The sequence below is a fragment of the Pseudomonas sp. WS 5532 genome (assembly GCF_012985445.1).
GTDB classification, from domain to species: Bacteria; Pseudomonadota; Gammaproteobacteria; order Pseudomonadales; family Pseudomonadaceae; genus Aquipseudomonas; species Aquipseudomonas edaphica.
Genome location: NZ_JAAQWK010000019.1, coordinates 5,873 through 30,284 on the forward strand (window position 1 = coordinate 5,873; position 24,412 = coordinate 30,284).

Consider the following 24,412-nt stretch of genomic DNA (forward strand, 5'->3'; position numbering starts at 1 on the left):
TCACGACACCACCTCCCCAACCACCACCCCCTCAAGCCACCACCGCGCCAACCCCAAAACATTCGGCGCCTTAAGCAACGTAAAGTGATTCCCCGCACCATACCAAACCTGCAACCCGTTCCCCTGGCGCCGCCACCCTTCCACCATCAACCCCTGCTCACGCTGATTACCCGCCGCATCCAACGCCGGATCCTGCGCCAGCACCAACCGCACCACCCCGTTGAACCGCTGCGCCGGCCGATACACCGTGCGCAACGCCGCCGCATAAGTACGCGCCGGCCCCGCCATCGCATCCACACTGGCACGCCCCGGCAACAACCCCACGCTCACCATCCCCGCATGCAACCACTGCTGCTGCGCCACCTCATCGCGCCCGGCAAACTCCACCCGGTCAATGCCCAGCGACTTGCCCGCCGACAACTGCATGGCCTCAATCAAGCGCAACAACGCGGCCGTGGTCGAATAAGGCTTGCCCGCACCGCCCGGCGACTCACTGTCGATCACCGTCAACGACGCCACCTCACGGCCCATCGCCTGCAAGCGCAGCGCCATCTCCAGCGCGACCCAGCCACCAAATGAATGCCCGACCAGATGCACCGGCCCACGCGGACACTCGTGCGCCAGCGCCGCCAGGTAACACTGCGCTGCCGCTTCCACCTGGCTATGGGGCACCGCCTCTCCATCCAGCCCGCGCGGCTGCAAACCGAACAGCGGCCAGTCGCGCCCGAGTGCCTCGCTCAACCCCACAAACCCGGTGACGCTGTCACCCGCTCCCGGCACACAAAACACCGGCGCAAACCCCGCACGCCCACTCTGAATGCGCAGCACCGGTTGATGCACCGCTTCCATCACCGGCGCACTCGCGGCCAGGGCCTGCGCCATCGCCGCGCCCAAGCCTTGAATATGCGGCGCCTGCATCATGCTTTGGTGATCGCCCGGCACCTCGACCCGGCGCAATTGCCCAGGCGCCAAAGCGTCTTCCCAGCCCAGCGACTCACTGCGCCGCGACAGCTCGGTCGGCCGTTCGCGGGCACTGAACAGATGCACCGGCACCGGCAGCAGGAACAGGCTGTAGTGCGCCAGCGCATGCCCGTGGCCGACTTCACGCTCGATAAAACTCAAGAGGTCCGCGTCCGTAGCCGCTGCCATTTGCGCGTATAGCAGACCTTGATCGCGACAGCGTTGCAGCAAACCCGCAAAGTCCAGCTGTCCAATGCCCGCCTCAAGCTGTTCAAGGCTCGCCAGTTCATCCACACCTCCCTGTGCTTTCCAATACGCCGTGCACTGCAACAGCAAATGCCGCTTAAGCGCATCCGGCCCACTCCAGCGCGCCTTGCCTTGGTCGGTCATGCGCGGCACGTAGCTGTCGATCAGGCCGAGGAACGCTACCGGTTCATCCAGCCCCAGCAATTGCATCGCCACTTCATAGGCCAGCACGCCGCCAAACGACCAGCCCGCCACGCGGTAGGGCCCGTGTGGCTGAACCTCGCGGATCAGGCCGACCATGCGCGCCGCCAAGCCTTCCATGGTGTTCAGGTGCGCCTCGCCCAGTGCCGCGCCCGGCAGGCCGTAGATCGGATAGTCGCCGGGCAAGTGCTGACCCAGCGCCGGGAAATACACGTCCATGCCACTGAACTCGTGCACCAGAAACAACGGCGGCTGCGAGCCGCTGCTGCGCACGGTAATCAGCGAGGTGTCGCGCACCGGCTCGCCGGTGCGCTGGCGCAACATCGCCGCCACCGAGGCCACGCTGACGTGCTGGAACAGCTCGGCCAGCGACACCTGCAAGCCCGCTGCCTCCATCAGGTTGACCAGTCGAATCGCCAGCAAGGAATGCCCGCCCAGCTCAAAGAAGCTGTCGTGACGCCCCACCTGCTCCAGTTTCAACACCTTGGCCCACAGGCCGGCGAGCGACTGCTCCAGTGCATCGGCCGGCGCCTCGAAGTCGCGGCTGAGCAAGGCCTCCAACGCCGGAACCGGCAAGGCTTTGCGATCGATCTTGCCATTGGCCGTCAGCGGCAACTGCGCCAGCGGCACATAGGCCGACGGCAGCATGTAGTCCGGCAACTGGCCGTGCAGGTGCGCACGCACACTGTCGACGTCTACGGGCTCGCCAGCCCAGGTGAAATACGCCACCAGACGCTGGTCACCGGGCACGTCCTCACGGGCCAGCACCACTACGTCCTGGATGCTCGCCAAGGTCGCCAGGCGCGCTTCGATCTCGCCCAACTCGATGCGGAAACCACGGATCTTCACTTGGTCGTCGTTACGCCCGATGCACTCCAGCAAGCCGTCCGCTGTCCAGCGGCCAAGGTCGCCGGTGCGGTACATCAAGGCGCCTGGGTTGAACGGGTCGTCGACAAACTTCTCGGCGGTCAGCTCCGGCCGGTTCAAATAACCCTTGGCCACGCCGTCACCGCCGATGCAGATTTCGCCGATCACGCCCACCGGCAGTGGCTGCAAGTACGCATCCAGCACATGAATCTGCGTGTTGGAAATCGGTCGACCGACCGCCACGCTGTCAGCATCGGCGGCGATCGCCTGCACCTCGTAAGTGGTGGCGTAGGTGGTGGTTTCAGTCGGCCCGTAGCAATGCACCAGGCGCAAGCCCGGCGCCTGCGCCAGCAGGCTGCGGAACGCCGCCGGGTCGGCACGCTCGCCGCCGCAGAGCAAAATGCGCAAGCCGGCCAGGGCTTCGGGGATCATCTGCACGTACTGGTTGAACAACGCGGTGGTCACGAACAACACCGTCGCACCGTGCAGCGCACGGCCGAATGCAGCGGGGTCGAGCAACGTGGAATGGTCGATCACCTGCACCTGGCCGCCGTTGAGCAGCGCGCCCCACACATCCATGGTGCTGGCGTCGAACGCCGGGTTGGAGGCAAACGCCACGCGGTCGGCGGCGTTGAAGTCGGCGTAACCGTTGTTGAGCACCAGCCGTGTGATGCCGCGATGAGGCACCAATACGCCCTTCGGTGTGCCCGTGGAGCCGGAGGTGTACATGATGTACGCCACGCTGTCCGAGGACTGCGACAGGTCAGGGTTGTGGCTCGGTTGCGGGTCCAGGGTCAGGGTGTCCAGATCCAGGCGCCGCGCCGGGAACTCAAGCGCCGCGTCACTGCGGGTCAACAGCCAGCTCGCGCCGCTGTCCTGCAACATGAAGCCCTGGCGTTCGGCGGGTGCGTTTATGTCCAGCGGCACATAGGCCGCCGCACACTTGAGGATCGCCAATTGACTGACCAGCAGGTCCAGGGAGCGCGGCAGCAGGATCGCGACGTTATCGGCCGGGCGCACACCCAGGCTCATCAGGTGATGGGCCAAGCGGTTGGCGCGGGTGTTGAGTTCGCCGTAGCTCATTACCGCGTCAGCGTGCAACGCAGCCACCGCGTCAGGCCGTGCGTGGGCCTGGGCTTCGAACAAGCGCTGCACCGTGTGCTCGCGGGGGAACACACGGGTGGTGGCATTGAAACCTGCCAGCTGTTGACGCTCGGCCGCCGGCAGGATTGGCAAGCGGCTGATGCCCCTATCACTGTGGTGCTCCAGCGCCTCAACCAGTTGCTCAAGGGCAATGTTCAGGTAATCACACAAACGCCGGGCGCCCTGCCCGATGGCGGTCAGGCTGAAACCCTCGCCGAGGTCATCGACACTCACCGACACCCCGTAATTGGTCTGTTCCTCGGCACTGAGCAGCGCAATCCCCTGCCATGCGTCGGCCACGCCACCACTGTGCGGCGCGCTGTGGCGGTAGTTGAACAGCACGTTGAACAACGGCGTACCCACTGGCACGCCGCTGCACTGCTGGGCCAATGCCAGCGGCGCGTGCTCATGGCTGAGCAATTGGGTCAGGCGCGCATGGGTGGCACGCAACGCCGTGCGTACCGAGTGTTCGCCCAGGTCAACGCGCAGCGGCAAGGTATTGATAAATACGCCCATGGCGCGCTCCGCACCTTCGCCGCCTTGCAGGCGGCCGAGCATCACAGTGCCGAACACCACCTGTTCGCGGCCACTGACCTTGCCCAGCACCTGCGCCCAGGCCAGGTGCATCAGGCTGGCGGCACTCACGCCTGCCTGGCGGGCCTGGGTGCGCAGACGCTGGCTCAACTGCGGGTCGACGGCCAGATGCGCGTGTTCATCGGCGCCCAGGTATTGGACGTCGGTTGGCTCGTCGATTTCACCGAGCATTTCGCGCAAGAAGGTTTCGTGGTCGTCAACGCCCAGGCGGGTCTGGGCCACAGTCTGGGCCACATAGTTTCGATACGGGACGGCCGCGCCCAGCGTGTGCTGACTACCGAGCAGGAACGCCTGCATTTCATGCTGCAGGATGTCCAGCGCGACGTGGTCCATCACCAAATGATGGAACAACAACGTGGCGACCACGCGCTGCGGCTCCTCGGTATAGACCAGCCGCATCAACGGCGCTTGCGTCAGGTCCAGGCGCTGTGGCACAGCACCGGCTTCAACGCTGAGCGAGGCCTCACGCCAAACCACTTGCACCGGTTCTTCCAGGCCCTCCCAATGGAAGGAGGAACGCAGGATGTCATGCCGCTGAATCACCGCCTGCAATGCATGGGCAAAGGCGTCCAGGCGCAGACGGCTATCGAAGGCAAACTGCGCCCGCAACAGGTAGGCATCGCCTTCAAGCACAGCCCGATGGTGATACAGGATGCCGGCCTGCAACGGCGCCAGCGGGTAGATATCCTGCACATTCGCCGCACCGCCCGGAATGCACGCGACGATGCGGTCGACGGCAGCCTGGTCCATCTGGATCAAGGGCAACATAGCCGGGGTGATGTGGCTGCAGCCTTCGGCGATGCCATTGGCCGGCACCGCCACTTCGCGCCCACGGCCCTGCGCCGCCGCCAACGCCGAGAGCGTCGGCTGGCCGAACAGCACCTTTACATCCGCCGACAAGCCCAGGCGGCGCATGCGCCCCATCAGACTGACGGCCAGCAGCGAATGCCCGCCCAGTTCAAAGAAGTTGTCGTGACGGCCCACGCGCTCAACATTGAGCAGTTCGGCCCACAGGCTGGCCAAGGCCATTTCGGTATCGCCCTGGGGCGCTTCGTACTCGCGCACCACCACCGAATCCAGGCCCGGCGCCGGCAGCGCCTTGCGGTCGAGCTTGCCGTTGGGGCTGAGCGGCAACGCCTGCAGATGCACGAAAATCGCCGGCACCATGAACTCCGGCAGATGCCGCAGCAGATGACCGCGCAGCGCGTCGATGTCGCTCGGCGTGCCGGTGTAGTAAGCCACCAGCCGCTCTTCACGGGCGATTACAGCGGCTTCGTTGACCTGAGGATGCTCGAGCAGCCGCGCCTGGACTTCACCCAGCTCGATGCGCAAACCCCGAATTTTCACCTGGTCATCATTACGCCCCAGGTACTCGATATTGCCGTCCGGCAAGTAACGCCCGACATCACCGGTGCGGTACATGCGCCCCTGCCTGAAGGGGTCGTCAAGGAAACGCTCGGCGGTCAGCTCCGGCCGGTTCAGATACCCGCGCGCCACTTGTACGCCCGCGATAAACAACTCGCCCACCACACCCAGCGGCACCGGTTGCAACTGGCTGTCGAGCAGGTACATGCGGGTGTTGGCGATGGGTTTGCCGATCGGCGTGTTGTCCGGGGTTACCAGACCGGCACAGTTCCAGGCGGTGACGTCGACCGCCGCTTCGGTCGGCCCATACAGGTTATGCAATTGGCTGCCCGGCAGTTGCTGCTTGAAGCGCCGTACCAGGCTGCCCGGCAAGGCTTCGCCGCTGCACATCACCCGCGCTAGCCCTATGGCCTGGCTGACATCGCCGTGGGCCAGGAACACATCGAGCATCGACGGCACAAAGTGCAAGGTAGTGATCTGTTCGGCCTCGATCACGTCGCACAGGTATTCGGGCTCTTTGTGCCCGCCGGGGCGCGCCATCACCAGACGCGCGCCGGTAAACAGCGGCCAGAAGAATTCCCACACCGATACGTCAAAGCTGAACGGGGTTTTCTGCAGCACCGAATCCTGCGCGTTCAGGCCGTATTCGTCCTGCATCCACAGCAGGCGGTTGACTACCCCGGCGTGGTCGTTGATCACGCCTTTGGGCTGGCCGGTAGAGCCGGAGGTGTAGATCACATAGGCGCTCACGCCCTGGACGTGAGGGTTGCCTGCGGGCAGATGCTGCCAGGTGGGCTGGTCCAGGTCGACTACCGCCACTGCGCCGAGCAAGCCACGTGTTGCGCCTTGGGCCAGCACCACCAGCGGCGCACTGTCTTGCAGCATGTAGGCCAGGCGCTCCTGCGGATAAGCCGGGTCCAGCGGCACATACGCCGCGCCGGCCTTGAGGATCGCATACAGGCCAATGACCATCTCCAGGCTGCGCTCGACGCAGATCGCCACCCGCGAATCCGGCTGTACACCCAGCGCCAGCAGGTGATGGGCCAGCTGATTAGCCTGCGCATTCAGCTCAGCGTAGGTCAGTTGCCGCTCACCTGCCTTCACCGCAATCGCGTTCGGCGTGCGCACCACCTGCGCTTCAAACATCCCGTGCAGTGTCTGGTCGAGGTTGTAGTCCACCGCGGTGGCGTTGAGATCGACCAGCAGGTGCTGACGCTCACACTCATCCAACAACGGCGCATGTTCCAACACCGCCTGGTCGTTATCGACCATTGCCTGCAAGGTGCGGGTGAAATACCCGGCGTACCGCTGCACGGTCGACTCATCAAACAGCGCCACGGCAAATTCAAGCGCGCCGAGAATGCTGCCCTGCACTTCACCCAGGTTCAACGACAGGTCGAACTTGGCAAAGTGGCTGTTCTCGACGATGCCTTCCAGGGCCAGGTCGCCCAGCGCCAGGGTCGGCGCGCTGCTGTCCTGCCAGCTCAGCAGGGTCTGGAACAGCGGGCTGTGGGCCAGGCTGCGCACCGGCCGGGTGATTTCCACCACCTGCTCAAATGGCAAGTCCTGATGCGCCTGGGCCGCCAGCGTCAGCGCCTTGACCCGTGCCAGCAAGGCCTCGGTGCTCAGCTCGCCCGAGGTGTCGATGCGCACCGCCAGGGTGTTGACGAACAGGCCGATCAGCCCTTCCACCTCGCTGCGGGTACGGTTGGCCACTGGCGTGCCGATCACCAGGTCGTGTTGCCCGGACAGCCGCGCCAGCAGGGAGGCCCAGGCCGTCATCAAGGTCATGTACAGCGTGGTGCCATGGCGTTGGCTCAAGGCCTTGAGCCCGGCGGTCAGGCGTTCGTCCAGGCGCACTTCGACGCTGTTGCCGGCGTAGTCCTGCTGCACAGGGCGTGGGCGATCGGTAGGCAGCGTGAGCAAGGCCGGCGCACCGCCCAGTGCCTGTTGCCAATAGGTACTTTGGCGCTGCAGCACTTCGCCGCTCAGCCACAAACGCTGCCACACGGCGAAGTCGCCGTACTGAATCGGCAGGCTTGGCAATGGGTCAGGCATGCCGTGGCTGAAGGCTTGATACAGCGCCATCAACTCACGGGTGAGCACGCCCATCGACCAGCCATCGGAAACGATATGGTGCAGGGTCAGCAGCAGCACATGGTGATCGTCGGCCATCACCACCAGGCGCCCACGCAGCAACGGGCCGCGCTCCAGGTCGAACGGTGCCGAGGCTTCGCCCTGAATCAAGGCATCCAGCGCCTGCTGCGGTTGCGGGTGGCGGCGCAAATCCTGCACTTGCAGGGGCAGCATGTCTTCAGCCGGTACGATCAGTACCTGGGCTTGGTCGCCCTGTTGGGCAAAGCGGCTGCGCAGGGTTTCATGCCGCGCAACAATGCGCGCCAGCGCCCGTTGCAGCGCCTCGACATGCAACTGGCCACGCAAACGCAGGCCGATGGGAATGTTATAGGCGGTATTGGCGCCTTCCATCAGCGCCAGAAACCACAGGCGCTGCTGGGCGAACGACAACGGCACGAGCTCATCACGATTGGCCGGCAGAATATCCGGCAAGGTGCTGCGCCCTGACTGCGCCAGCACTGCGGCGACCGCCGCCAGCTCCGCATTGGCAAACAAGTCGCCCAGCACCAGTTCCACCCCCAGGCGCTGGCGCACTTGCGAGACCATGCGCATCGCCAGCAACGAGTGCCCGCCCAGTTCGAAGAAATGGTCGTGCCGCCCGACACGCTGCACCTGCAGCACATCGGCCCAGATCTGCGCGAGCACGCTTTCGATCTCGCCCTCGGGCGCTGCGTATTCGCGGGTAAACACCGCGGCCATGTCCGGCGCTGGCAAGGCCTTGCGGTCGAGCTTGCCGTTGGCGGTGAGTGGCAACGCCTCGAGCTTCACATAGGCGACCGGGACCATGTAGTCCGGCAGATGCGCAACCAGGTGGGCGCGGATATCACCGACCGCCAGCGGGTCGAGTTGCGGGCTCTCGGTGAAATAGGCGACCAGTCGCTCCTCGCGCACCAGCACCACCGCTTCCTGGATCCCAGGCAGTTGGCCGAGCTGGGTTTCAATCTCGCCAAGCTCGATACGCATGCCACGGATCTTCACCTGATCATCGTTGCGCCCCAGGTATTCAAGCGTACCGTCCGGCAACCAACGCGCCAGGTCGCCGGTGCGGTACATGCGCCCCGGGTTGAACGGGTCTTGCAGGAAGCGCTCGGCGGTCAGGTCCGGGCGGTTGAGGTAACCACGCGCCACGCCCTTGCCACCCACGTACAGCTCACCGGCTACCCCCAATGGCACCGGCCGTTGTTGTTCATCGAGCAGGTACACCGTGGCATTGGCCACCGGTTTGCCGATATGCAACGGCTGGCCTGCTTCGACCTTGCCGGAAGTGGCAACCACCGTGGCTTCGGTGGGGCCGTAGTTGTTGATCAGCTCAAATCGCTGTGCCCGCGCAAACTGGCGCAGGCGGTCACCGCCGATGAGCAAGGTGCGCAATGTAGGGTGTTCGATGTGCTGGCTGAACGCGTATTCGGCCACCGGCGTGGGCAGGAAGCACACGTCCAGTGGCTGCGCGCACCACCAGCTCAGCAGCGCGTCGATATCTTCGGCGCCGTCCGTGGCGGGCGGCAGGTGCAGGGTCGCGCCGACACACAGCGCCGGCCACACTTCCCAGGCCATCGCATCAAAACCAAAGCCGGCAACACTGGCGGTGTGGCGCCCGGCGCACAAGTCAAAGGCGCGGCAATGCCAGTCCACCAGGTTGGCCACCGTGTGGTGCTCCACCATCACCCCTTTGGGCAGGCCGGTGGAGCCGGAGGTGTAGATCACATAGGCGAGGTTCGAAGGGCTGACGGCGGCTTTTGGATTGCTGGCTGAATGGTGCTGCCAGGTGTAGCGGTCCAGCTGGATCACCGGCACGTCCAGCGCCGGCAAGCGCTCGAGCTGTGCCTGTTGGGTCAGCACCGCCACCGGGGCGCTGTCGCTCAGCAGGTAGCTCAGGCGCTCGGCCGGGTGCGATGGGTCCACCGGCACATAGCAGGCGCCAGCCTTGAGGATGGCCAGCAACCCGGCCAGGGTGTCCAGGCCACGCCGCGCGACGATGGCCACGCGGTCATCGGGTTTGACCCCCAGCGCCAACAGGTGATGGGCCAGCAGGTTGGCTTGCTGGTTGAGTTCGGCGTAAGTCAGTTGGCGGCCCTGCTGCACGGCGGCGATCGCGTCCGGCGTGAGCGCGGCCTGGGCTTCGACGCGGCCGTGCAAGGTGCTGCCGTGAGCGAAATCGACCTGGGTGGCGTTGAACTGCTCAAGCAGCAACTGCCGCTCGGCGGCGGGCAGCACCGACAGCTGATTGAGCGCGGTGTGCGGTGCTTGCTCCAGCGCCGTCACCAGGTTCTCCAGGGCGGTTTGCAGATAGCTGCACACGCGCTGCGGATCGACCCGCTGGCTGGCCAGCAGGCTCAGGCCAAAGCCTTCACCCAGGTCATCCACACTCAGGGTCAGCGGGTAGTTGGTGCGTTCTTCGGCGCTGAGCGCCGCGATCCCGTGCCAGGCCGACACGGCTTCGGCGCTGGCGGCCGGGGCGCTGTGGCGATAGTTGAGCAAGGCGCTGAACAGCGGCGTCGGCGCCACCACCCCGCTGCAGCGTTGGGCCAGGGCCAGCGGCGCGTGTTCATGGCGCAACAAGGTGGTGAGCCGCGCGTGGGTGGCCTTGACCCCGGTGCGTAGGTCCTGGGCGTCCACGTCGACGCGAAACGGCAAGGTGTTGATGAAAATGCCCAGCGCCCGATCCGTGTCATGGCTGCCTTGCATGCGGCCCATCAATACGGTGCCGAACACCACCTGCTCTTTACCGGCCAGCACCGCCAACACCTGCGCCCAGCCCATATGGAACAGGCTGGCGGCACTCACGCCCAATTGCCGGGCTTGCGCGCGCAACCGCCGGCTGAGTGCTGCGGGCAAAGGCAGGCTGACTTCGCTGATGCCACGGGCATCGCCCTGCACGTCCTGCAAGCCGTATGGCAGGGTCGGCTCGCTGATATCGCCGAGCATCTGGCGGAAGAAATTTTCGTGTTCCGGCTCGCTGATACCCAGGCGTGCCTGCGCCACATAATTGCGAAACGGCACGGCCTGGCCAAGCGCCGCGCCCTGCCCCAGCAGGCACGCCTGCATTTCATGGCACACCACTTCGAGGGCGCTGTGGTCGAGGGCCATATGGTGGAACAGCAAGGTGGCGACAATGCGCTGGTTCAGCCGGTCGTCGGCCCGCACCAGGCGCAGCAGCGGCGCCCGGGTCACGTCGAGGCGATAGTGGCGGGCATCGAACAGCCCGTGCAGTTGAGCGGCAATATCGCCGTCGGCCGGGTTCAATTGCAGCGCCTGCACCGGCAGGCGTGCCTGGCGCCACACCACTTGCGAGGGTTGCTGCAAACCGTCCCAGACCACCCCGGTGCGCAGGATATCGTGGCGGTCCATCACGCGCTGCAACGCTTGGGCAAAGGCCTCGAAACGCTCCAGGCTGTCGAACGCGAACTGCGACTGCATCACGTACGGGTCGCCCTGCTCGGCGCTGACGTGGTGGAACAGAATGCCTTCCTGCAACGGCGCCAGCGGGTAAATGTCCTGGATATTCGCCACACCGCCGTCGACCGTGGCCACGATGCGCTCGATCTCGTCCTGGCTCAACGTCGACAGGCTCAGCATCGCCGGGGTGATGTGCTCGGCACCTAGCGGGATGCCATTGGCCGGCACCTGCACTTCGCCGGCCTTGGAGGCCGAGTATTCACCGGCCTTGATCAGTTCGATCAAGGCCGCTTTGTGCTCGCGCAACGCCGCCAGGATCAAAGGGTCGCTCAGCGTTTGTTTGTTGCCTTGCACCGACAACTGCTCGCCCTTGAGCGCCAGTTGCACGTCCTTGGTTTTCAGCGTGCTCAATAACTCAGAAATGCTCACAGGACGATCTCCATTCGTTCGGTAATAGCGGCGTAGCCGGCCAGGCTCGGCTGTTCGAACAGCGCCCGCACATCGGCTTCCAGGCCTTCCTGGCGCAGGCGTCCGATCAAGCTCACGGCCAGCAGCGAGTGCCCGCCCAGCTCAAAGAAGTTGTCATGGCGCCCAACGCGCTCAACGTTGAGCAGTTCAGCCCACAGCGCTGCCATAAGGATTTCGGTGTCGCCTTCGGGGGCCGCGTATTCGCGCACATTCAGTGCGTCCATGCCCGGCACCGGCAACGCCTTGCGGTCGAGCTTGCCGTTGGGGCTCAGTGGCAATGCCTCCAGGTGCACAAACACCGCAGGCACCATAAAGTCCGGCAAGTGCTGCAACAGGTGGGCGCGCAAGCGGTCGATGTCGGTGTGTGCGCCGGTGTAGTACGCCACCAGGCGCTCTTCACGGGCGACCACGGCGGCCTCGTTGACCTGCGGATGCTCCAGCAAGCGCGCCTGGATTTCGCCCAGTTCGATGCGCAGGCCACGGATCTTCACCTGGTCATCGTTGCGGCCCAGGTACTCGATATTGCCGTCGGGCAGGTAACGGCCAACGTCGCCGGTGCGGTACATGCGCCCGTCGGTAAACGGGTCCTTGAGGAAGCGTTCGGCGGTCAGTTCCGGGCGGTTCAGATACCCGCGCGCCACTTGCACGCCGCCGATGAACAACTCGCCCACCACCCCCAATGGCACCGGCTGCAACTGGGCGTCCAGCACGTACATGCGTGTATTGGCAATCGGCTTGCCGATCGGCGTGTTGTCCGGCACGTCGGGCCGTGCGCAGTTCCACGCGGTGACATCGACCGCCGCTTCTGTCGGGCCATACAGGTTGTACAGCCCAACCCCCGGCAGTTGTGCTTTGAAGCGCCGTACCAGGCTGCCCGGCAAGGCTTCGCCGCTGCACATCACCCGCGCCAGCCCTTTGGCCTGGCTGACATCACCATGGGCCAGGAACACATCGAGCATCGACGGCACGAAATGCAAGGTGGTGATCTGCTCAGCCTCGATCACCTGGCACAGGTACTCCGGCTCTTTGTGCCCACCCGGGCGGGCCATCACCAACCGTGCGCCGGTAAACAGCGGCCAGAAGAACTCCCACACCGACACGTCGAAGCTGAACGGGGTTTTCTGCAGCACCGCGTCATGGGCCTTGAGGCCATAGGCGTCCTGCATCCACAGCAAGCGGTTGACCACGCCGGCGTGTTCATTGATCACGCCTTTGGGCTGGCCGGTGGAGCCGGAGGTGTAGATCACATAGGCCTGGTGCCGGGCGGTAAGGCCTGGCACCAGCGGGTTGCTCGTGCTGTGGTGTTGCCAGGTGAGGTGATCCAGGTCCAGCACCGGCACGTCACCCAACAACTGGCGGGTTGCGCCTTGCGCCAGTACCACCACCGGCGCGCTGTCTTGCAGCATGTAAGCGATGCGTTCGAGTGGATACGCCGGGTCCAGCGGCACATAACCGCCACCAGCCTTAAGGATCGCGAACAGGCCGACCACCATGTCCAGGCCACGCTCGACGCAAATACCCACGCGCGAATCCGGCTGCACGCCGAGCTCGCGCAGGTGATGGGCCAGGCGGTTGGCGCGTTCGTTGAGTGCCCGGTAGGTCAACTGCTGGTCACCGGCCTTGACCGCCACCGCATCAGGGGTGCGTTCGACCTGAGCCTCGAACAGGCCATGCAGGGTCTGGTCGAGGTTGTAAGCGACCTCGGTGGCGTTGAACGCTACCAGCAGTTTTTGGCGTTCCTCGGCGCCCAGGATCGGCAGGCGATTGAGCGCCTGGTGCGGTGCCTGCTCCAAGGCTTCGACCAGCCCGGCCAGGGCGTTCTGCAGGTAACCACACACCCGTTGCGCGTCAACCTGCGCCAGGGCGGTGATATCGTAACCATCGCCCAAGTCATCCACGTTGAGGGTCAGCGGGTAGTTGGTGCGGCCATCGTTGACCAGCGTCTGCATGCCTTCCCAGGCGTGTTGCGCCTCGGCAGAACGCGTCGCGGCGCCGCGATGGCGATAGTTGAGCATCGAGCTGAACAACGGCGCCGGGGCCGCCACCCCGCTGCAACGCTGGGCCAGGGCCAGGGACGCGTGCTCATGGCCCAGCAACGCGGTGAGCCGCGTGTGGGTGGCACGCACGGCATCGCGTGCGCCTTGCGCGTCGATATCCAGGCGCAGCGGCAAGGTATTGATAAACACCCCGAGCGCACGATCAGCGCCCTCACCGCCTTGCAATCGGCCGACCAGCACGGTGCCGAACACCACGCTGTGGCGCCCCGAAGTGGCCGCCAACACTTGGCCCCAGGCCAGGTGGAACAGGCTCGCCGTGCTCACACCGAGTAAACGTGCCTGGGCCCGCAGGCGGCGGTTGAGGTCGCTGTCCAGGTGCAGGCTGTGTTCCTCAATCGCGCTGCCGTCGCCGCGCACGTCCTGCAAGCCGAACGGCAAGGTCGGTTCATCGACATCGGCGAGCATCTCGCGAAAGAACGCCTCGTGCTCCTGCTCACTGACGCCCAATCGCGCCTGGGCCACGTAGTTGCGGTACGGCATCGGCGCCGCCGTCGGGGCGGCGTGCCCCAACAAATGCCCTTGCATTTCACGCAGCACCACGTCGAACGCGGTGTGGTCCAGCGCAATATGGTGATAGAGCAACACCACCACCACGCGCTGGTTGGCCGGGTCCTTGGCGTACTTGAGGCAGATAAGCGGCGCCTGGCTGATGTCCAGGCGATAACGCCGCGCATCAAAACGCGCGTGCAGGCCGGCGAGTACATCGCCCTGCAACTGCAGCTCTTCAAGCGGCAATCGGGCCTGGCGCCACACCACTTGCAGCGGTTGCGCAAGGCCTTCCCAGACCACACCCGTGCGCAGGATGTCATGGCGGTCGATCACCTGTTGCAGCGCATGGGCGAAGGCCTGCAGGCGCTCGAGGCTGTCGAAGGCCAGGTGCGATTGCAGCAGGTACGGGTCGCCCTGTTCGGCGGTGAGGTAGTGGTAAAGAATGCCCTCCTGCAACGGCGCCAGCGGGTAGATATCCTGCACATTGGCGGCGCCACCGGGGATGCGGCTGACGGCGTGATCGAGGGTCGACTGGTCGATATCAACCAGGGGCAGCATGTCCGGCGTGATGCGCAGGCAATCGGCTGCGATCCGGTTCGCCGGCACCTGCACTTCGCGGCCACTGCCCACGGCAGCCGCCAGCGCGGCCAGGGTCGGCTGGCTGAACAGCACACGGACATCCGCGCTGAGGTCCGCTTGACGCATGCGTTCGATCAGGCTCACGGCCAGCAACGAATGGCCGCCGAGCTCGAAGAAGTGGTCATGACGGCCGACCTGTTCGACCTGCAACACCTCGGCCCAGATCCGCGCCAGGGTGGTTTCCACTGCGCCCTGGGGCGCTTCAAAGTCGCGGCTGAGCAATGCCGCCTGGTCAGGTTCCGGCAAGGCCTTGCGATCCAGCTTGCCGTTGGCGGTCAGGGGCAATGCGTCGAGCTTGATGTAGGCCACCGGCACCAGCGCGTCGGGCAGTTGTGCTTGTAGCTGCGAACGCAGGGTTTCAATCGCCAGCGGGTAGTTTTCCGTGAACCAGGCCAGCAAACGGCCTTCGCGCACCAGCACCACGGCCTCGCCAACGCCTTCCACTGCCGCCAGGCGACTTTCGATCTCGCCCAGCTCCACGCGTACGCCACGCACTTTGACCTGATCATCATTGCGGCCCAGGTACTCGATATTACCGTCGGGCAACCAGCGCGCCAGGTCGCCGGTGCGGTACATGCGCCCCGGGTTGAACGGGTCTTGCAGGAAGCGTTCGGCGGTCAGGTCCGCACGGTTCAGGTAACCGCGCGCCACGCCGCTGCCGCCCACATACAGCTCACCGGCCACGCCCACCGGCACCGGGCGCAGCTGTGCATCGAGCAAGTAGGTGCTGGCATTCGCCACCGGCCGGCCGATATGCAGCGCCTGCCCGGCGCGGACACGGCCGGAGGTGGCGACCACCGTGGCCTCGGTCGGTCCGTAGTTGTTGATCAGCGCAAAACGTCGCTCCTGGGTGAACTGCCGCAGGCGGTCGCCGCCAATCAGCAGGATGCGCAAGGTCGGGTGTTGCAGGTGCTGGCTGAAGGCGTATTCGGCCACTGGCGTGGGCAGGAAGCTGACGTCCAGCGGCTGCGCCAGCCACCAGGCCAGCAGTTCGTCGACGTTTTCATTGCCCACCGTGACAGGCGGCAAATGCAGGGTCGCACCGGCACACAGCGCCGGCCAGACTTCCCAGGCCATGGCGTCGAAGCCAAAACCGGCGACACTGCTGGTATGGCTGCGCGCATCCAGGCCGAAGGCTTCGCAGTGCCAGTGCACCAGGTTTTCCACATTGCGGTGCTCCACCATCACGCCTTTGGGCTGGCCGGTGGAGCCGGAGGTGTAGATCACGTAGGCCAGGTGCGCCGGGGTCAGCGCTGCGAGCTGCGGATTGCTGACGGCGTGGTGCTGCCAGCTTTCGCCCAGCAGGTCGACTGTGGCGAACGCCCCCAGCAACGCTTGCGTACTGGGCTCGGCCAGCACGGCCACCGGCGCACTGTCCTGCAACAGATAGGCGATACGCTCGGCGGGATAGGCCGGGTCGATCGGCACATAACCGGCGCCGGCCTTGAGTATGCCCAGCAGCCCGATGAGCATCTGCGGGCCACGACGGCAGCAGATCGCCACGCGATCGTCGGGCCGTACGCCGAGCGCGAGCAGGTGATGGGCCAGTTGGTTGGCGCGTTGATTGAGTTGCTGGTAGGTCAGCGACCGTTCGCCCTGCTGCACCGCAATTGCGTGGGGCTGGCGCTCGACCTGGGCTTCAAAGGCACCGTGCAGGGTGTGCCCGGTGGGGAAATCTGCAGCCGTCGTGTTGAATTCACGCAGCAGGGTGTCGCGTTCGGCCGACGGCAGTATCGGCAGGCGGTTGAGCGCGGTATCGGCGGCGTTTTCCAAGGCCTCGACCAGTTGCTCCACGGCGTTATGCATATAGCCGCACAGGCGCTGGGCGCCGATCTGCGGCAGCGCCAGCACGCTGAGGCCAAAGCCTGCGCCAAAATCATCCACGCTCAAGGTCAGCGGGTAGTTGCTGCGCTCTTCACCGCCCAGCAGTTGCACGCCTTCCCAGATGCCGTGGCCATCGCGGGCCATTTCGTCGGGGCGGCTGTGGCGGAAATTGAGCAAGGCGCTGAACAGCGGCACGCTGGTCGGCACGCCGCTGCAACGCTGGGCCAGCGCCAGGGACGCGTGTTCGTGCCCGAGCAAGGCGCTCAAGCGCGAATGGGTGGCCTTGACCGCCACGGCGGCGCCCGCCGCGACATTCACCCGCAGCGGCAAGGTGTTGATAAACATGCCCAGCGCCCGATCGGCGCCCTCACCTGCCTGCATGCGCCCCATCAATACAGTGCCAAACACCACGTCATCACGCCCGGACACCAGGCCCAGCACTTGCGCCCAGGCCAGGTGCATCAGGCTCGCCGCACTTACGCCCAACAGGCGCGCCTGCTCACGCACGCGCATGGCCAGCGCCGCGTCCAGGTGCTGCTCGGCCTCTTCGATATCACGGCCATCACCCTGCACGTCCTGCACGCCAAACGGCAAGGTCGGTTCGTCCACATCGGCGAGCATGGCGCCGAAGAACTGTTCATGCTCGGCCACGCTCACGCCCAGGCGTGCCTGGGCCACGTAGTTGCGAAACGGCGCCGCCACGGGCAGCGCGTCCGCCTGGTTGAACAGGAACGCGCGCATCTCCTGGCCCACCACTTCCATGGCCGTGTGGTCCAGCGCCAGGTGGTGGAACAGCAGGATCGCTGCGACTCGGTTATTCGCCGGGTCCTGGGCGTAAACCATGCGCAGCAATGGCGCCTGGGTAATGTCCAGGCGGTAGTGACGGGCATCGAAACGTGCGTGCAATTGCTCGATGATGCCGCCCTCGGCCGGGTCCAGGATCACCTCCTGCACACTCAGTTGCGCGTCGCGCCAGACCACTTGCACCGGGCTGTCCAAGCCTTCCCAGACCACGCCGGTGCGCAGGATGTCGTGACGCGCTACTACCTGTTGCAGCGCGCCCATAAAGCCGTGCAAACGCTGCAGGCTATCGAACGCCATGCGCGATTGCAGCAGGTACGGGTCGCCCTGTTCGGCGCTGATATGGTGATAAAGAATGCCTTCCTGCAACGGCGCCAGCGGGTAGATATCCTGCACATTGGCCGCACCACCGGGCACGTTGGCGACGATGCGTTCGATGGCCGGTTGATCAAGCTGCACCAGGGTCAGCATCGACGGCGTGATCTGTGTGCAGCCCGGCGCAATGCCATTGGCCGGCACCACAATTTCACGCCCACTGCCGACTGCCGCCGCGAGTGCCGCCAGGCTCGGCTGGCTGAACAGCACACGTACATCCGCGCTCAGGCCGACCTGACGCATGCGTTCGATCAGGCTGACCGCCAGCAACGAGTGCCCGCCCAACTCGAAGAAATGATCATGGCGCCCGACGCGTTCAAGCTTGAGCACGTCCTGCCAGATCTGCGCCAGCACGGTTTCCACTTCACCTTCCGGGGCTTCGTAGCCACGGCTGAGCAGCGCACTTTGATCCGGCACCGGCAGGCCTTTGCGGTCCAGCTTGCCATTGGCGGTAAGCGGTAACAGCTCAAGCCACATATAAGCCGACGGCACCATGTAATCCGGTAGCTGGCCTTGCAGATGGCCGCGCAGGGCTTCGATTGGCAACGCTGCCGAGGCGGTGTAGTACGCCACCAGGCGTTTGTCGCCGGGCTCGTCTTCGCGGGCCACTACCACAACATCGCGCACGTCTGGGAAGGTCGCCAGGCAGCTCTCGATTTCGCCGGGCTCGATGCGGAAACCACGGATCTTCACCTGCAAATCATTGCGCCCCTGGTACAGCAAGGTACCGTCGGCCTGCCAGCTGGCAAGGTCGCCGGTGCGGTACAACAGGCCTTCACCGAACGGGTTGAGGATGAATTTTTCGGCCGTCAGTTGCGGCTGGTTCAAGTACCCCTTGGCCACGCCTGCACCGCCGATGTACAGCTCGCCGACCACACCCAACGCCAGCGGCTGCTGGCGCGCATCCAGCACATAGGCCTGTGCATTTGCGATAGGTCGGCCGATAGGCACAGCGCCCGCGCCCGGCGTGGTGATTTCAAACGTGGTCGAGAAGGTGGTGGCTTCGGTCGGCCCGTAGCCGTTTAACAGGTGTTGCGGCTTGCCGTGCTTGAGCACCCGGCCGATCACCAGCGGGTCAAGCACATCGCCGCCGACGATCAGGTAGCGCAACTGGCGCAGCACCGGCAGCAACGCGTCGGCGTATTGATGGAACAAGCCTGCCGTCATCCACAGCACGCTCACGGCCTGTTCCTGCAACAGGTCGGCAAATGCGGCCTGGGACAGCAGCACCGCATGCTCGACCACCACCACGCAACCGCCATTGAGCAACGGCGCCCACACATCCAGGGTGCTGGCGTCGAACGCCGGGTTGGAGGCGAAGGCCACGCGGTCGCGCTCGTTGAAATCGGCATAGCCGTTGTTGAGTACCAGCCGCGAAACGGCGCGGTGCGGCACTTGCACGCCTTTGGGCGCGCCAGTGGAGCCGGAGGTGTACATGATGTACGCCACCTCGTCCGAAGACTGCGCAAGCTCCGGGTTGCGCGGCGACAGGCTATCCAGGTTCAGGTCGGCCAGGGTATGGAGTACATGCCGCGCTCCGCTGTCCTGCACCATAAAGGCCTGGCGTTCGAGCGGCGCGTTGATGTCCAGCGGCACATACACCGCTGCGCACTTGAGGATCGCCAGTTGGCTCACCAGCAAATCCAGCGAGCGTGGCAACGCAATCGCCACGCACTCACCCGGTTGCACGCCCTGGTTGATCAGGTGATGGGCCAGGCGGTTGGCACGGCGGTTGAGGTCACGATAGCTCAAGGACAACGCACCCTGCACCGCCGCCACGGCTTCGGGCCGCGCCAGTGCCTGAGCTTCGAACAGCTGGTGCACAGTGAGCTGCGACGGGTATTGGCGCGCGGTGGCGTTGAACTCGACCAACAGCTGGTGACGCTCGGCCGCCGGCAAAATCGACACCGCCTGCAACGCGGTGGTCGGCGCTTGTTGCAGCGCGGTCACCAGGTGGCTGAGCGCGGTGAGCATGTAGTCGCCCACGCGCTGCACATCCAGACTGGCCACGCCTTGTACGGTCAGCGCAAAGCCGGTGCCGAGGTCATCGACGTTGAGCACCAACGGGTAGTTGCTGCGCTCCTGGGAACTGAGAATCTCGATACCGTGCGTGGCAAACGGGCTGTCTCCCGGTGCCTCGTCCGGGGCGCTGTGACGGAAGTTGAGCAAGGTACTGAACAGCGGCAACGAACCCGGTACACCACTGCAACGCTGGGCCAGGGACAGCGAAGCGTGCTCGTGCCCAAGCAACTGCGCCAGGCGCGCATGGGTGGCGCGCACGCCGGCCTGCACGCTGGTGGCGCCCAGGCTGACGCGCAGCGGCAAGGTGTTGATGAACATTCCCAGCGCCCGGTCGGCGCCCTCGCCGCCTTGCATGCGCCCCAGCAGTACGGTACCAAACACCACATCCTGCTGGCCGGAGACCTGGGCCAGCACCTGCGCCCAGGCCAGGTGCACCAGGCTCGCGCTGCTGACACCCAGCTGTCGCGCCTGTTCGCGCAGGCCCTGGCTGAGCGCCGGGGCCAGCGGCAAATGCGCCTCGACGATGCCGCTGCCGTCGCCGTTGACATCCTGCAAACCGAACGCCAGCGTGGGCTCGTCAATATCACCCAGCATGTCGCTGAAAAAGGCTTCGTGTTGCGCCTGGGTCACGCCCAAACGCGCCTGGGCCACGTAATTGCGGTATTGCACCGCCGGCGGCAGTTGCGTGCTGTGGCCGGCCAGGCTGGCGCTCATCTCCTCCACCAACACCTGCAGGGCGGTGTGGTCGAGCAGGATATGGTGCAGCAGCAGGATGCCTGCAAAGCCATCCTGTTGTTGCGCATAACCGAAATGCATCAGCGACGCGCGGCTCAGGTCGAGGCGGAAATGGCGTGGGTCAAAGCGCTGTTGCAGCTGCGCCAGCGCATCATCAGCCGGCACGTCGAGGCGCTCGACGTGCAGCGGCGCCTGGCGCAACACCACTTGCACCGGCTCATCCAGGCCTTCCCACAGAATGCCGGTGCGCAGGATGTCGTTACGCTCGATCACACAGTGCAAGGCGCGGGTAAACGCGTCCACCGCCATTTGGTCGGCAAAATTGAACTGCACCTGCAACACGTAGGGGTCGCCCTCGGTCGTTGCCAGGTGGTGATACAGGATGCCGGCCTGCAACGGCGCCAGGCCGTAGATATCCTGCACGTTGGCGATGCCGCCGGGCACGTGCTGGAGGATGTGGTCGATGGCCGCCTGGTCCAGCGTCACCAGTGGCAGCATGTCGGGGCTGATGTGTGCGCTGCTCGCCGTGATCATATTCGCCGGCACCTGCACTTCCTGCTGCCCGCCCACCGCCGCGGCGAGTGCGCGCAAGGTGGGTTGGCCGAACAGCACGCGCACGTCGCAGCTCAACTCCACCTGGCGCATGCGTTCGATCAGCTTGACCGCCAGCAGCGAGTGGCCGCCCAGCTCGAAGAAGTTGTCGTCGCGCCCGACGTTGTCGAGTTTCAACAGCGACTGCCAGATGCCGGCGATGGTGCTTTCCACAGCGCCTTGCGGGGCGGCGTAGTCTCGCCGCGCGAGGGCGTCGGCATCCGGCGCGGGCAAGGCTTTGCGGTCGAGCTTGCCGTTGGTGGTCAGCGGGAATTGGTCCAGCAGCACGAAGGCGCTGGGCACCATGTATTCGGCCAGGCTCAGCAGCAGATGGTCGCGCAGTTCAGCGGCACCGAGTTCGCGCTCGGCGATCACGTAGGCCACCAGGCGTTTGTCACCGGGCTCGTCTTCACGGGCGATAACCACCGCGTCACGCACGCCGTTGGCGCTGGCCAGAGTGGCTTCGATTTCGCCCAGTTCAATGCGGAAGCCGCGGATCTTCACCTGGTCATCGTTACGGCCCAGGTATTCGACGCTGCCATCGGCCAGCAGGCGGCCGAGGTCACCGGTCTTGTACATGCGCAGGCCGGTGGCCGGGTCGGCCAGGAAGCGTTCGGCATTCAGTTGGTCACGGTTGAGGTAACCGCGCGCCACACCGGCGCCGCCGACATACAACTCGCCGACCACACCCATCGGCAACGGCTCGCGACGCGCATCCAGCACATACAGCTGCAGGTCGGGAATGCGCACACCAATCGGGCTTACGCCAACCAACTGCGCATCCGCCGCTTCCAGGGCGCGGTAGGTCACGTGCACGGTGGTTTCGGTGATGCCATACATGTTGACCAATTGGGTGCCAGCGTTGATGGCGCGGGCGTACCACGGTTTGAGCATGCCCGGTTCCAGGGCTTCGCCGCCGAAAATAACCTGGCGCAGTGAATGCGCCTGGGCGCTCTGGGCCGCGATCAACTGGCGAAATGCGCTGGGCGTCTGGTTGAGGATGCTCACACCCGCGTCACAGATCAGCGCGTAGCACTCATCCGGCGAGCGGCTGACCAGTTGCGGCACGATCAGCAACTGGCCGCCGTGCATCAGCGCGCCCCAGATCTCCCAGACCGAGAAGTCGAACGCGAAGGAATGGAACAGCGCCCACACATCATTGGCGTTGAAGCCAAACCAATGCTCGGTGGCGGTGAACAGCCGCGCCACGTGGCGGTGTTCGATCATCACGCCTTTGGGCAGACCGGTGGAGCCGGAGGTGTAGATCACATAGGCCAGGTGGGCCGGGCTGAGCGCAACGCGCGGGTTGACGATAGATTCTGCGCGCAGGCTGTTGAGGTCGATGCGGGTCAAATCACCGACCAGATGCTGGGTGTTGGCTTGCACCAACACCGCCAATGGCATGCTATCGGCCAGGGTATAGGCGATGCGCTCCAGCGGGTAAGCCGGGTCGATGGGCACATAACCGGCGCCAGCCTTGAGGATACCCAGCAGACCAATAATCATCTCCGGGCCACGCTCGACGCAGATCGCCACGCGATCATCAGGGCGAATGCCCTCGGCCAGCAGGCGGTGGGCGACCTGGTTGGCGCGTTCGTTGAGTTGGCGGTAGGTGATGCGCTGGGTGTCGAAACGCAGGGCGATGGCATTGGGTTGAGCGGCGGCGTGGGCTTCGACTTGCGCGTGGATCAGGGCCGTGTCGCTGTAGTGCGTTGGGCTTTGATTGAGGCTGTGCAGCAGATGGTGACGTTCGGTATCAGGCAGGATATTCAGGCCGCAGAGCGGCATATCCGGTCGCTGCTCCAGGGCATCGGCCAGGCTGTGCAGGGTCGTGTGCAGGTAACCGGCGACCCGTTGCGCGCCGATGGACGCATCGACCATTACCGTCAGTGCAAAGTCTTCGCCCAGGTCGTCGACGTTGACCGTCAGCGGGTAGTTGGTGCGCTCTTCGGCGCCCAGAACCTGAATGCCCTCGGCCACCTCGATCACCGCCGCCATATCGGTGGCGGCACTGTGACGGTAGTTGAGCATCGCACTGAACAGCGGCGTCGGCGCCGCCACACCGCTGCAACGCTGGGCCAGCGCCAGGGACGCATGCTCGTGATTGAGCAAGGTGGTGAGGCGTTCGTGGGTGGCCTTGACCCCGGCGCGCACGCCCTGCTCGCCTACATCCACGCGCAACGGCAAGGTGTTGATAAACATACCCAGCGCGCGTTCACCGCCATCGCCGGCGCCCATGCGGCCAAGCATCACCGTGCCGAACACCACGGCATCGCGCCCGGACACCACGCCCAGCACGCGCGCCAGGGCCAGGTGCATGATGCTCGCCACGCTGACGCCCAGTGGCCGTGCCAGGCCACGCAGGCGGCGGCTCAGGCTGCTGTCGACGGGCACCCGCACTTCATCGATGCCGTGCCCATCGCCTTGCACATCCTGCAGGCCGAAGGGCAAAGTCGGCGCATCGATATCCGCCAGCATGTCGCGGAAGAACGCCTCATGCGCCTGTTCGCTGACGCCGTGGCGCACCTGGGCGATATAGCTGCGAAACGCCACCGGCTCGGCCGCCTGGGCGTGCTCACCGGCCAGATACAGTTGGATCTCATGGCGCACCACGTCCAGCGCGGTGTGGTCGAGGATGGTGTGGTGGAACAACAGCATCGCCACCACGCGCTGGTTGGCCGGGTCATTGGCAAACACTAGGCACAGTAACGGTGCCTGGCCCAGGTCCATGCGATAGGCGCGGGCGTCATAGCGGGCGAGCAACTGCGCCAGGCGGTCGCCGTCGGCAAAATGGGCTTCTTCGCAGGCCAGGGTTGCCTTGCGCCACACCACTTGCAGCGGTTCGTCCAAACGCTCCCAGGCCATGGACGTGCGCAGGATATCGTGGCGGTCGATCACCCATTGCAGCGCCTCGGCAAACGCGTCAAGGCGCGCGCGGCTGTCGAACACAAACTGCGCGTGCAGCACGTAGGGGTCACCTTGCTGCGCCGAAAGGTGGTGGTACAGCATGCCTTCCTGCAGCGGCGCCAGCGGGTAAATATCCTGCACATTCGCCGCGCCACCGGGGATGGTGGCGACGATGCGGTCGATGGCCGGCTGGTCGAGCGTGACCAGTGCCAGCATGTCGGGGGTAATGCGGTAAGCCGGGCTTAGCCAGTCACCGCCGTGTTCAGCCACGAAGGCAAGCAATTGAGGTTTGTGCGCGATCAGTTGATCCCACAGATCGTCATCCAGGGCTTCGTCATCGCCGAGAATAATCAGGTCGCCTTCTTCCAATTGAAGACGGATCGCATGGGTGGAAATCGCTGCCAATAATTCACTGAACTGCATGGGGTAACCTGCCTGATAAGTCACGGTTGAGTAGAACGTCCGTATTCAGCTGCCGTTTGAAGCGGGTGTGCTGGCGCCGGGAAAAAATCGCGGGCACAGCCGAGGGCCTGGAGTGGCGTCCGGCAGGCTTGGAAAATTAAGGGATTTGGCAGGCAGGGGGTGACATGGGAAGC

The 24,412-nt window shown here is 65.1% G+C and carries 2 protein-coding genes; both read right to left on the reverse strand.

Translation table 11 applies throughout. The features are described 5' to 3' along the window. A complete protein-coding gene (locus tag HBO23_RS25785; protein WP_170040245.1) occupies nucleotides 1–11,337 on the reverse strand; it encodes a non-ribosomal peptide synthetase in 11,337 nt (3,778 codons plus the stop codon). Further along, nucleotides 11,334–24,239: a non-ribosomal peptide synthetase gene (locus tag HBO23_RS25790; RefSeq protein WP_170040246.1), complete on the reverse strand. Its 12,906-nt coding sequence runs from the start codon at nucleotides 24,237–24,239 to the stop codon at nucleotides 11,334–11,336. Before HBO23_RS25790 ends, HBO23_RS25785 begins: the two co-directional genes overlap by 4 nt. Nucleotides 24,240–24,412 lie beyond the last annotated feature (173 nt).